Annotated in this window: 10 protein-coding genes; 6 read left to right on the top strand and 4 right to left on the bottom strand. The window is 58.4% G+C overall.

The features are described from left to right. Position 1 precedes the first annotated feature (1 nt). The 4 genes from E4634_RS17920 to E4634_RS17905 all read left to right on the top strand — a co-directional run bounded on the left by E4634_RS17920 (position 2) and on the right by E4634_RS17905 (position 5,509). The gene (locus E4634_RS17920; protein ID WP_135446045.1) at positions 2-1,585 is read left to right on the top strand and encodes an MATE family efflux transporter; all 1,584 of its coding nucleotides are present in this window, start codon (positions 2-4) and stop codon (positions 1,583-1,585) included. 86 nt (positions 1,586-1,671) lie between these two features. Beyond that, complete coding sequence (locus E4634_RS17915) at positions 1,672-3,291, top strand: GMC family oxidoreductase (RefSeq protein WP_135446044.1); 1,620 nt, start codon at positions 1,672-1,674, stop codon at positions 3,289-3,291. A gap of 28 nt (positions 3,292-3,319) precedes the next feature. Then, positions 3,320-4,810, top strand: a complete 1,491-nt coding sequence (locus E4634_RS17910; RefSeq protein ID WP_135446043.1) for an aldehyde dehydrogenase family protein — start codon at positions 3,320-3,322, stop codon at positions 4,808-4,810. Positions 4,811-5,041: 231 nt separating this feature from the next. Then, a complete protein-coding gene (locus E4634_RS17905; RefSeq protein WP_135446042.1) occupies positions 5,042-5,509 on the top strand; it encodes a MarR family winged helix-turn-helix transcriptional regulator in 468 nt (155 codons plus the stop codon). Between the two features lie 297 nt (positions 5,510-5,806). Here the strand turns inward: E4634_RS17905 and E4634_RS17900 are convergent, their stop codons facing one another. After that, on the bottom strand, positions 5,807-6,496 hold the full coding sequence (locus tag E4634_RS17900) for an NAD(P)-dependent oxidoreductase (protein WP_206046937.1): 690 nt from the start codon (positions 6,494-6,496) through the stop codon (positions 5,807-5,809). Between the two features lie 17 nt (positions 6,497-6,513). On the opposite strand from E4634_RS17900, the gene E4634_RS17895 reads away from it, so the two are divergent. After that, positions 6,514-6,891 (top strand): winged helix-turn-helix transcriptional regulator, encoded by a 378-nt coding sequence (locus tag E4634_RS17895; RefSeq protein WP_135446041.1) that lies wholly within the window; start codon positions 6,514-6,516, stop codon positions 6,889-6,891. 218 nt (positions 6,892-7,109) lie between these two features. Here E4634_RS17895 and E4634_RS17890 read toward each other — a convergent pair whose 3' ends face one another. Next, entirely contained in the window at positions 7,110-7,688 is a 579-nt protein-coding gene (locus E4634_RS17890; protein ID WP_167854971.1) for a VPLPA-CTERM sorting domain-containing protein, read from the bottom strand. Between the two features lie 736 nt (positions 7,689-8,424). On the opposite strand from E4634_RS17890, the gene E4634_RS17885 reads away from it, so the two are divergent. Beyond that, positions 8,425-10,191: a methyl-accepting chemotaxis protein gene (locus E4634_RS17885; protein WP_135446039.1), complete on the top strand. Its 1,767-nt coding sequence runs from the start codon at positions 8,425-8,427 to the stop codon at positions 10,189-10,191. Between the two features lie 210 nt (positions 10,192-10,401). Here the strand turns inward: E4634_RS17885 and E4634_RS17880 are convergent, their stop codons facing one another. Further along, on the bottom strand, positions 10,402-11,055 hold the full coding sequence (locus E4634_RS17880; RefSeq protein WP_135446038.1) for a hypothetical protein: 654 nt from the start codon (positions 11,053-11,055) through the stop codon (positions 10,402-10,404). Between the two features lie 181 nt (positions 11,056-11,236). Beyond that, on the bottom strand, positions 11,237-12,046 hold the full coding sequence (locus tag E4634_RS17875) for a class I SAM-dependent methyltransferase (RefSeq protein ID WP_206046936.1): 810 nt from the start codon (positions 12,044-12,046) through the stop codon (positions 11,237-11,239). Between the last annotated feature and the right edge of the window lie 54 nt (positions 12,047-12,100).

Here is a 12,100-nt window from a genome sequence, read left to right as displayed (position 1 = left end):
CATGCCAGACCATTCAGCCAATCGCTTCACCACTGGCTCCATTCCGCGCCAGCTGATGTTGTTTGCCATACCGACGCTGGCCAGCTCCATCCTGCAGTCGGCGGATGGGTCAATCGACAGTGCCTGGGTTGGCAAACTATTGGGCGAAGCGGCACTGGCCGCCACTACGAACGGCAACCTGGTTCTGTTTATTCTGATCAGCTTTGTCTTCGGTTTTGGCATGGCGGCCACCATTCTGATTGGGCAGTCGATTGGTGCCGGCAACCTGGAGCAGGCGCGCCGCGTCGTGGGTACCGCCGCAGGCAGTTTTATACCTTTAGTGTCGGTGGTGGCCGTTGCTGGTTACTTCACCTCCCCTCATTTATTAACGTTGCTAGATACCGCACCAGAGATTAGGCAGTTGGCGCAAAGCTACCTCGAGCTGACCTTTATCGGGTTACCGGCAGTGCTGTTACAAACCATCCTGATGATGGCGCTGCGCGGGGCCGGCGATGCCACCACGCCTCTCAAGTTCATGTTCCTTGCTGTGGCACTGGCGGCCCTGCTCAACCCGCTGTTGATTCTCGGCATTGGACCGGTGCCGGCCTTTGGTATCGGTGGCTCAGCACTGTCGATGGCAGTCGCAAATTACATCAGTCTGGCGCTGATGCTGATCTACATCTATCGCAGGGATTTACCGTTGCGACTGCGTGGCGCAGAGCTGCGCTGGCTGCGCCCCGATCTGTCCTTGCTGAAAGTGATGATCAGCAAAGGTGTGCCAATCGGACTACAGATGATCATTGTCACCACTGCGGCACTGACCATGCTGCGGGTCATCAATGCTGAAGGCGTCGACACCATCGCCGCCTTTGGTGCCACCCAGCAAATCTGGACCTATGTGCAAATGCCGGCCATGGCACTGGGCGGCGCGGTATCGGCGATGGCGGCACAGAATATTGGTGCCGGCCGCCTCGACCGGGTCAGGCAGATTACGCGGGTTGGCGTTGGCTACAACTTTCTGCTCACCGGCGGCCTGATCGTGTTGCTGACGTGGCTTGACCGCTGGGCGCTGGGAATTTTTCTGTCCGACTCCGGCGCGGCGGTGGAGATTGCCATCCACATTTTCCAACTCGCGACCTGGGGCTTTATCGCCTTCGGCATCAGTCAGGTGTTGTTTGGCACCGTTCGGGCTGCGGGCCAGGTGATGTGGCCAATGATGATTTTGGCCGTGGCGCTGTATCCCGTGCGACTGGGTGCGCTGCAGCTGCTCAAACCGGCACTGGGCAGCGATGCTATCTGGTGGAGTTTCCCCGCGGCGTTTGTTGCCACCATGGTGATGGCCATCGCCTATTACTTCTGGGGCAAGTGGCGTCAGGCCGGCCCGGCTATACCCGCAGCGCGACAGTTGCAGGCGCATAGTGTGCTTCAGAAAAACAACACTCCGCGAATTATCGAAGCGCCGGCGAATGCCGACCCGACCCGGTATCTGTTGTGTTCAGGCATTGACGACAGCGCGAACAACAAGCAAGCCGGGTGTAAGAACCGGCGGTCAAAGGCGAAGTTGAATCTGGGTGCGAGAAAAGATCCGGCGGCACGATATTCGTGATCAGGCAAATGACTCGATGAGAGCGCATAAGAGCGCGCAAAAAAATACGCATTCAATGCGGCAACAGCTAGGAAAAGGAAACACAAATGGCTACACAAACATTCGACTACATCATTATCGGCGCGGGTTCTGCCGGTTGCGTTATTGCGTACAACATTCTGTCTCGCGGCCGCGGTACGGTGCTGCTGCTGGAGGCCGGCGGCAGCGACAACAACCTGTTTATCAAAGCGCCGGGCGGTATGGCCAAAGTCATTCCAACCAAATCCTGGCCCTATGTGGCCGAGCCGGAACCCTACACCCACAATCGCAGGATGGATGTATTGCAGGGCCGGGTGCTGGGCGGGGGCTCCTCGATCAACGGCATGGTGTATGTGCGCGGGCAGCGCTCCGACTACGACGCCTGGGAAAACCAGTTCGGCGCCACCGGCTGGAACGGCGACAGCATGCTGCACTACTTCATCAAAGCCGAAAACAACGAAGCCATGGCCAATAGATACCACGGTGACCACGGCCCGTTGCATGTTTCGGAAAACCGCTACCGCCATCCCATGAGCGACGCCTTTGTCCGCGCGGGTCAGCAGGCAGGCTATGAGTATATCGTCGACCACAACGGCGCTCGCATGGAAGGGGTGGGTTTCTATCAAACCACAACCCACAACGGTGAGCGTGCCTCCACCGCCCGCACCTACCTCAAGCAGGTGCGCGACAACAAAAACCTCAAGCTGCAACTGAACGCCATGGTCAGCCGGGTTGAAATCGAGAACGGGCGCGCTACCGGTGTGACCTTTAAAATTCACGGCCACGAGGTGACGGCCAATGCGCGCAAAGAAGTGATTGTATCGGCCGGCGCAATTGGTTCGGCCAAGGTGTTGCAACTGTCTGGACTCGGCCCCGCCGATGTTTTGGCCAGGGCGGGCGTGCAACACAAAGCAGAACTGCCGGTGGGCAAAAACTTCCACGACCACCTGCATATGTCGGTGAACGCCACCATCAAGGAGCCGATCTCGCTGTACGGCGAAGACAAAGGGCTGAAAGCGCTGCGCCATGGCATCGAATGGGTATTCATGCGCTCAGGCGTACTGACCTCTCCAATTCTGGAAGCCTTCGCCTTTATCGATAGCACTGGCATCGGCCGCCCGGATGTGCAGTTCCACTTTCTGCCCATCCTCGACACCTGGGATGACCCGGACCTGAACCAGAAGGGCCAGACCCATGGCGTCACCATAAAAACCGGTCACCTGCAGCCCAAGTCACGCGGTGAAGTTGAAATCCGCTCCGCCGACCCCGGGCAGTTGCCAAAAATCCGCGCCGCCTACCTGGAAAAAGAGGAAGACGTACAGGGGCAGATCCGTGCCGCCAAACTGGCGCTGAAGTTTTTTGCGCAACCGGCGCTGGCCGACCACGTGGTCGAGGTCTTCAACCCGGGCTGTGCAGCCGATGACGAGGCGGGTATCGAAGACTATGTCCGCCGCGTATCGCGCACCGTCTATCACCCGGTGGGTACCTGCCGTATCGGTCAGGACCCCGCCACCTCCGTAGTCGACCCCGAGCTTCGCGTTCACGGTATAGCAGGACTGCGTGTCGCCGACAGTTCGGTTATGCCGCACATTCCATCGGGCAATACCAATGCCCCCACCATAGCCATCGCTGAAAAAGCCAGCGATCTGATCCTCGGCATCTCCGATGCTGTAAAGGCGGCTAGTTAATCTGATTCAACAAAAGGAAAAAAACAGTATGGCTACTGTAGAGTTACTTCCCGAAGTCAAAGCCTTTCTTTCTCGTCAGCAAGGTCATTTCATCAACGGCCGGGCAGTGCCCGGCTCCGCCGACGACCGCCAGGAGATTCACAACCCCGCCAGCGGAGAATTGATTGGCACTGTCGCTCGCGCCACGGAGGAAGAAGTGGAGCAGGCTATTGCCGGCGCTCACGCTGCCTTCAAGGGTTCCTGGGCGGAAACCACGCCAGCGCAAAAGGAGCGCATCCTGATGCGCTTCGCCGATCTGATCGAACAGCACGGCGAAGAAATTGCCCAGCTGGAAACCTTGCAATCCGGCAAGCTGCTGTCGCTGTCGCGTATGATCGAAGTAGGCTGGGCAGCCCAATTCCTGCGCTACTACGCCGGTTGGGCGACAAAAATAGCGGGACAGACGCTTGCCCCCTCCGTACCCTCTGCCAACGGTGAAAAGTACACCGCCATGACGCTGCGCGAACCACTGGGCGTGGTATTCGGCATTATTCCCTGGAACTTCCCGGTGATGATCCCGATCTGGAAGCTCGGCGCCGCGCTGGCAACCGGCAACACCGCGCTGCTGAAGTCCGCTTCACCGACGCCGTTTTCACTGCTGCGCGTCGCAGAGCTGGGTAAAGAGGCAGGCCTGCCGGATGGGGTGCTGAATGTGATAAACGGCCCTGGCAGACTGGGCAATCAAATCATTCCCGACAAGCGCATCGCCAAAGTGTCCCTGACCGGTTCAGTGAAAACCGGCCAAATTATCGCCGACGAAGCGATGAAGGCAAACCTCAAGCACGTCACTCTGGAACTGGGCGGCAAGAATGCCGCTGGCTTCCTGCCGGACATGAGTGTGAAGGAGATCGTCGACGGCATGTTTGAAGCGGGCTTTATGCACACCGGCCAGATCTGCGCATCCGCTGAGCGCTTCCTGGTGCACTCCAGCCAGGTCGACGCCGTTGAGACGGCGATCCGCGATCGCCTGCAAGGTATCGAAGCGGGAGACCCGATGGATGAAGACGCCGCCTTCGGACCGGTGGCCACCGAAGATCAATACCGCAAAGTGATCGAGGCTTTTGAGACGGCCAGCAAAGAGGGCGATCGCTTTGTCGTGGGTGGCGAAACCTATAACCGCCCTGGCTTCTACGTTAAACCAACAGTGATCCGCCCCAAATCGCTGGAAAGCACCTCCTGGCGTGAAGAGGTTTTCGGACCGGTGGCCACCCTCGCTACCTACGAAACCGAGGCAGAGCTGATTCGCGAAATGAACGACACCCCCTACGGCCTCACTGCCTCGATCTGGACTCACGACCTGTCGAAGGCTTTACGACTGGTGCCACAGGTGGAGGCCGGCACGGTATGGGTAAACATGCACACCATCGTCGATCCGGGAGTACCCTTTGGCGGAGCCAAAGGTTCAGGTATCGGCCGTGAATATGGTTCCGCATTTATTGAAGACTACACCGAACTGAAATCGGTGATGATTCGCTACTAGCCGCAACAGGTGAGCAGCGTGAACGCTCATTTGCACAACGTCGCCGAACCCTATTCCATGCAATAAAAAAGCACCCCCGGTTGATCGTATCGGGGGCGCTTTTTGTCGCGTTTGTAGCAAAATCAGTAGCGAAATCAGAATAGGACCTGTGGCACTGCGAAGCAGACTTTGGTTAGCGCCACAGGCTCACAATTGATATGTATTTCAAATCAGTTGGTTAATAATGTCGCCATGAGCAAATTTAATACTCCACGTGCCCGTTTTGGCCTTCAGTTTTCCCTTATCGCTCGCCAATGGCGCCGCGTGATGCAAACACACCTGTCCTCCATCGGCCTCACCGATACCACCTGGGTGCCGCTGGTGCACCTGAGCGAATGCGATGGCATCACCCTGAAGGCATTGGCATTGCGGGTGGGGGTCGACAGCTCCAGCCTGGTTCGCGTCATCGATGCGCTGGAAAGGGAGGGACTGGTAGCGCGAAAACGTGATGCCGCCGATGGTCGTGCCAAGCAGATCCTGCTCACCAGGGCGGGCCAGCGGCGGGTGAAAGCGATTCGCACGGAGCTCAGTCGGTTTGAAGAAACGCTAATGGTCGATCTCAGTGATGACGAAGTCGAGACGATGACATCCGCCCTTGAACGCCTGCAGCTGAAGTTGGATGACTATGAAAACAACAACAATCCGGAGTCATCATCCTAAGCCGTTGGCACAGCCAGCGCTGCCGGGGTAGCGCTTCCATACGAAGACTCCAGGCTTGCAGCAAGGCTGTTTCGGCAGTAGTCGATCGTCAAATTTTTCCAGGAGCACCAACGCTTAATGTCGCAGGCTGTGGCTGTAGCATTACCCTTATCAGATCCACCAGGAAATATTACAGCACTCCAAAATAGCTAGAGCCACAGAGAAAGTGTTCGTCCCGGAGTGATCTTTCGTGCTTTGATTCCTAACGCTGCGCTCACCGCCAATTGCGGTGAAGCGCATTGTTGGCCTGTTGCAGGATTATACGCCCACTACCGACAGACGCTGCTTTGACACGCTTTGGTGTTCCAGCTCATTCACCAGCATGATTGCGAAGTCTTCCACGCTGATATAGCTTTCACCTGCCGCGTTAGTCATAAAACTATCACCACCCACTACAAATTTGCCGGTTCGCTCACCTGGAGAGAAAGCTGCGGCAGGGGATATATAGGTCCAGTTTATCTCGGTTGCCTCAGTTCTCAGTTTCTCCAGCAGCATCAAGTGGGCGATTGCTTCCGCTTTATATTCGGGTGGAAAGGTTGCTGCATCACACAGCCTGCTGCCGTCAGGTAAAAGTAACGACCCCGCGCCACCAACGACCATCAATCTTTGCACGTTTGCTTGATGACTCGCAGCGATCATTGCATGCCCCAATTTCATTGTGGGCTCAATCGTGTCAGAGCCATCGCGAGGTGGGCTCACAGCGAAAACAACCACATCATGTCCGATTGCAGCAGCGGTAAGCTGTTGGACATCACTTGCGTCTAATTTCAACACACCTTCGCCACCGCTACGCGAAGCGAGGGTCGTTTCGTGACCGCGCTCCGAGAGCTCTTTCACAATCTGGCTACCAACCATTCCGGTAGCACCAACAACTAGAATTTTCATAGTTCCGACCTCTTGTTGATTGAAGAAGTCTTGATGATATACATTGGGTTTCAATATCTTCAACGTAACCTTAGTACCTTATGAAAACCATCAGAGTTGGCAATATTTTTGACCAGAACTGCCCAGCCCGAACCGTATTGGATCGCGTTGGGGACAAGTGGTCAGTTATGGTGTTAATCGTCCTGGCGGAGCAAAAAAGGCTGCGGTTTACTCAGCTAAAGGATCATATAAATGGGGTTACACCTAAGGTGCTTACACAAAGCCTTAGGGCTATGGAGCGGGATGGCCTTATCAACCGGCATATCTATGCAGAGGTTCCTCCAAGGGTTGAGTACGACTTAACCAAACTTGGAAAATCCCTGCTCAAGGCCGTATCGACACTTGCCAGTTGGTCGGAAGATAACGTATCCGAGATAATGAAAGCTCGAGCAAAATACGATCGGGGTTCTGCAGGCTAACGCCTCGAACACGGTGGCCGAAATCTGGTGCGAGTGACCACCACCCACGCTTCGGCATTCATCACCAGTCGATGTTCAACATTCACGACAGCGTCACCCGGGATACTGAACACACTGGTTTTCGGCCCTGGAAAAGACAGGCGCAAATCGTCCACTCAGCGAGTACAAAAAAGCCCGCCGGGGGGCGGGCCTGTGTGACTGAACTGACCTTTAAGCGATCAGCCGCGGCGCATCCTGCGCGCACCGACCAGTCCGCCAATTGCGGAGATGAACAGCCAGGCTGCGGCGGGGACCGGTACCGGCGATACCGACAGGCCGTTCAGCGTAAACAGTCCGGCGAACTTGGTGTTGGTGATGGTAAACGACGTCAGTTCGCCCAGGCCGGTCAGGCTGAAGCTGTTGATTTGACCCAGCGGATCGTCGTCCAGGGTCATGGTCGCACCACCGGGGGTGGCGAGCAAGGCGGTGTCGGGACCGTCCCAGGCAGCCAGCGTAATGCTGTCCACGGTAACGGTCTCGGAGAAAGAAACCACCAGGGCCTCGTTCTGCTGCAGGCCATTGCTGCAAACTATGAAGACGCAACCACTGTGGCCAAGACCGTATCCGTTGTAGTTGAAGCTGTAGTAGGCCAGGCTGTCGCTGCCCTGGGTGGTCACGGTCACCGTGATGCCGTCGATTGTCATACTGTAGCCGGTGGCATCCGGGGAGAACGGGGTACCGAAGTCAAACGTGGCACCCAGCGCAGATTGTCCGAAAAGAAGTGCGGCACCAGCGGCCACCGACCTGAGAAATTTCATACTCACTTGGCTACCCTCTGTCTGTTCTAATTGTTTGTAGTTATTGTTTCTTCCCTGGTGTCGCCCCGCCGTCCGTGGCGGGAGTGGCATTGCTGGCCGGGCCGGCCCTGGGTTCCTGCTTGAGGAAAGCAAGCTCAAACGACGGCCTGAGTACAGCAACCATTGTGCCAACCGTCGAATATCAATGACTTACGGCGTCACAGACGTGCAAATCGGTGGCGCATGTAAAAAATGCTGACGGCAAATCTGCGGGTGTCCGCGACCGACTGTGACCTGCTGCGCCCGGGGCGGTGAAAGACGCTGTAAAATTTCACATTTAAGCCATTAAAATCAACAAGTTAAACCCCTGACGCACATCTCGCACTGCTGTGCGCGGCGGATCAGCCCGCTCCATCCCTCCCCCCCACAGTCCTGACTCCCCCGACCAAGGGGGGATAAAAGACACTGCCCTGCTGAGATCGGCAGTGATGTCCCGCCCCCTTTCGACCTTTGTCGAGCAAACCAGAACCGTTATAGCCCTAAATATTTTGGCTCCGCAGGCGATAAAACACCTGCACGCTATCTGTCGCCCGGTTGCCCGGCGCTGGAAGGACCGGAATCCCACCGTTCTCGCCACGCCAATGTACCGGCGGCGGTAAATGATCGAGAGCCAGGCCATGCACGAACTGCCATGCCCATGTGATGCATCGTGCTGCGAGTAGCCGCTCCACCAAAGAAAGAGTCGAGGATCGACACTATGAAACTGGGTACCAAACTTATCGCGACGGTGACTGTCATCGTCCTGCTGATGTCGGTCGCACTGCTCCTGGCCTACTCCAAATCCAGCCATCAGACGGCGGTGGATTTCGAGGTCCATGCCGCCAAGAGCATTATCCTGCTGGCTGAGTCCACTCGGGAGAGCATGGCCAGGAAGTGGGAACTGGGCCTGTTCAGCACTGAAACACTGCGCAGCATCGAGGCGCCCACCCAGGAACTGAAAAAGGAAAAGATGCTCGCTACGATCCCGGTGGTCACCGCCTGGCAGGTCGCCGAGGCCAAGGCGGCCGAGGGCGGCTACGAATTCCGCACACCGCGCGAGGGCGCCCGCAACCCCAAGAATGAACCGGACGCGATCGAGCGGGAAGCCCTGAAGTACTTCGCTGCGAACCCGGGCATCAATGACTATGTCGTCGAGGACGAGGAAAACAACCGCCTGCGCTATTTCCGCCCGGTGCGGCTTTCCGAGGAATGCATGGCCTGCCACGGCGACCCCGCCACCTCAATGGAGATCTGGGGTCGCGACGACGGCAAGGACATCACCGGCTTCCCCATGGACGGCAAGCGCGTCGGCGACCTGCACGGCGCCTTCGAGGTCCTCATGTCGCTGGACAAAGCCGACGCGCAGACGCGCGCCAACGAGGTCAAGGCCGCTGGCCTGATCGGCGGCATCCTGGTACTGGCCCTGATCCTGGTCTGGTTTATCAGCCGCAAACTGATCTCCCAGCCCCTGAAAGAGATGGTCGATTTCGCCGCGAGCATTGCCAACGGCGACGTCACCCAGAGCATCAAGCACGATACCAAGGATGAAATCGGCGAACTGGCGACGTCGCTCAATGAAATGAGCGGCACCCTGCGCGGCCTGTTGCAGAAGATCACACAGAACGCCAGCAGCCTGAACTACACCTCGCAGGACCTGTCCAGCACTGCCTCCATGGCAGCGCAGAATGTCGCCTCGATGAGCGTCAAGGCTAGTTCGGTTTCCGACTCATCCGGCATGATGAGCCAGAACATGGCATCGGTATCCTCCGCGGCGGAAATCTCGGCCCAGAGCCTGAACACGGTCGCTTCCGGCGCCGAGGAAATGACGGCGACTATTCGCGAGATCGCACAAAACGCCGAACAGGGTCGCCAGGTCGCGGTGCAGGCGGTAGAGAACGTGGCCCAGGCCTCGCAGCGCGTGGACACCCTGAACCGGGCCGCGGGCGAGATTTCCAAGGTGATCGACGTGATCCTCGAGATCGCCGAACAGACCAAACTGCTGGCGCTCAACTCCACCATCGAAGCGGCGCGCGCCGGCGAAGCGGGCAAGGGCTTCGCGGTGGTTGCCGGCGAGGTCAAGGCGCTCGCCCAGCAGACCAACGAAGCGATCGCCGACATCCGCAAGAGCGTGGACGCGATCCAGTTCTCCACCGACGACACGGTGGACCAGATCGGGCAGATCAGCACCGTAATCAACCAGGTCAACGAAATCGTGGCGACCATCGCGACTGCGGTGGAAGAACAGTCGGTCACTACCCAGGATATCGCCCAGCACGTGGCCCATGCGGCAACCAACATCCAGAACGTCACCGGCACCGTCACCGACGCGGCGGAGCGCTCGAATTCGATCGCCGAGGAAATTGCCGACGTGGACCGGGCCAGCAGCGAGGTGGAGTCCGCCATCGCGCAGGTCACCACGCGTTCTAACGAACTGTCTGTGATGGGCTCGGAGCTGGACCAGCTGGTGGCCAAGTTCAAAGTCTAGCTACGCGACACCTGAAAAACGAAGCCCCCGGAGCACTGTTGCTCCGGGGGCTTTGTCTTTTTGGAGGGGAAAGCTTGTCAGGGACCCACACGCACGGGGTAAGCACGTACGGGGTCAGAGTCGTGACTCTGACCCCTGGTCACTCGCCGATGGCTGCCACAAAAAAAGGGGCAGAGTCGCGACTCTGCCCCTTCTCATGTGCTGGCGCTGTCAGGAGCGCGCTTGCTTCCTGCGCAGGCCCGCTGCACCGGCGGCACCCAGGCCCAGCGCGGCCATGACCAGGCCCACCAGCGGCAGTGCGGGGACCGGCTCGACCGGACCAGCCGGGCCCGCAGCAACAGGTGCGGGGTTCGACCAGGAGCCCGGATCGGTATTGGTACCAACGTTGTTCACTTCCAGAAAGCCGTTCCCCATTGGGAATGAGTAGTAGATGCCATTCAGGCCATTCACAAACCATTCCAACGAGGAGTTGATCGGATCGTTCGTTGTGGGCGCAGCTTCGTCACCCGCCATGCTGGGTACCGCAGTCAGAGCGCCCGTCCCATCGGTCTGGTACTGCCCGGACGCAAAGGCGAAGTTGCCCCCGCCGTTCGGGTCGAAGACCGTGGTGATCGGGGTCGTGGCATGACCAAAAGAGAAGGTAAGGGATACGATATCGGTGGTCGCCCACACCTGGGAGACATTGCTCGTACCGCCGTTATCGACCACCACGGTGATCGTGGCCGATTCCCCGACATACCCGGAGTAAGTGTCCTCGATCGAGACCGTGGACGTCCAGGTCATCGAAAATGGCGCCGCCGAAGCGACCTGGCTGACGCTGGCTACAGCGACCAGCGCCGCGACTGAAGTTATCTGTTTGATCATCCCCTGGACCCCTGTTGAATTAAAAGCAGCCCGTATCTTAAATGCGCGGGGGTTGAGATTCCAGCAAAAAGTGGCCAAACGGCCACCGGAGCCCCGGAAGTCTGCACGCCGGAGGTCCGGCGCGGCAGACAGGGAGCAGGCGAGTGTGTGGGCCCGGCCTCCAGCCGGACCATTGCTTGGCCTAGTAGCGGGGTTTCCTGAAACGCAGCGTCATGCGGTCACTCTCGCCGATGGCGAGGTAGCGGTCGCGGTCGGTGTCGCCCAGGCGCAGAGATGGCGGCAAAGTCCACACCCCCTGCTCGTAGTCCTTGGTATCCGCGGGATTGGCGTTGACCTCGGAGAAGTCCTCCAGCACGAAGCCCGCGTCCTGGGCGAGCTTGATCACCTGTGCCTCGGTGACGTAACCGGTGAAACCCTCCACCGACGGCCCGCGGTGCTGGACCACACCGAGAACGCCGCCGGGCTTCAGTACCTTGAAGAAACTGCCGAACACTTCAGCGGCGATACCTTCGCGAATCCAGCCATGGGTATTGCGGAAGGTCAGCACCATATCTGCTGAACCCGGGGCGCCCAGTTCCATCACCTGCGGCGGCGAGAAGCGTAGGACCTCGGCCTTGCTGAACTGCGCTTCCTCAGCGAAGCGCTTTTCCATGGCCGCGGTCTGGCGGTAGCGATACTCCGGCTGCCCGGGCAGTTCGGAGTCGTAACCGGCGGCGATGTACTTGCCGTGATCCTTCAGTACCGGCGCCAGAACTTCCGTGTACCAGAGGCTGCCGGGAGAGATTTCAATCACGGTCATATCCGGTTCGAGGCCGAAAAACGACAGTGTTTCCACCGGGTGGCGATACTGGTTGCGGGCAATATTCTCCGCGCTGCGGTGGCCCGCAGTAGCGGCTTTTTCGATGCTTTCTTCCACGGACGACGCGGCACTCACCGGAGCGGCGGCGACAAACAGCGACAGGGCCAGAGTGGCGGCGGCTGGTTTCAACATGGATTGATCCTTTTCGGTTTAGTGGGAAGATGTGAGCGTATCGGGCGAGGCCCG

This window comes from Mangrovimicrobium sediminis (assembly GCF_004745945.1).
Lineage (GTDB): Bacteria > Pseudomonadota > Gammaproteobacteria > Pseudomonadales > Halieaceae > Mangrovimicrobium > Mangrovimicrobium sediminis.
The sequence above is the reverse complement of the archived record's forward strand: the minus strand, read 5'-3'. Positions and strand labels throughout refer to the sequence as shown.

What these genes read in the sequence shown, in the direction of transcription:
- E4634_RS17910 (WP_135446043.1), top strand. Translation starts at nt 3,320, where the DNA reads ATGGCTACTGTAGAGTTACTTCCCGAAGTCAAAGCCTTTCTTTCTCGT.
- E4634_RS17890 (WP_167854971.1), bottom strand. Translation starts at nt 7,688, where the DNA reads ATGAAATTTCTCAGGTCGGTGGCCGCTGGTGCCGCACTTCTTTTCGGA.
- E4634_RS17905 (WP_135446042.1), top strand. Translation starts at nt 5,042, where the DNA reads ATGAGCAAATTTAATACTCCACGTGCCCGTTTTGGCCTTCAGTTTTCC.
- E4634_RS17875 (WP_206046936.1), bottom strand. Translation starts at nt 12,046, where the DNA reads ATGTTGAAACCAGCCGCCGCCACTCTGGCCCTGTCGCTGTTTGTCGCC.
- E4634_RS17895 (WP_135446041.1), top strand. Translation starts at nt 6,514, where the DNA reads ATGAAAACCATCAGAGTTGGCAATATTTTTGACCAGAACTGCCCAGCC.
- E4634_RS17885 (WP_135446039.1), top strand. Translation starts at nt 8,425, where the DNA reads ATGAAACTGGGTACCAAACTTATCGCGACGGTGACTGTCATCGTCCTG.
- E4634_RS17880 (WP_135446038.1), bottom strand. Translation starts at nt 11,055, where the DNA reads ATGATCAAACAGATAACTTCAGTCGCGGCGCTGGTCGCTGTAGCCAGC.
- E4634_RS17920 (WP_135446045.1), top strand. Translation starts at nt 2, where the DNA reads ATGCCAGACCATTCAGCCAATCGCTTCACCACTGGCTCCATTCCGCGC.
- E4634_RS17915 (WP_135446044.1), top strand. Translation starts at nt 1,672, where the DNA reads ATGGCTACACAAACATTCGACTACATCATTATCGGCGCGGGTTCTGCC.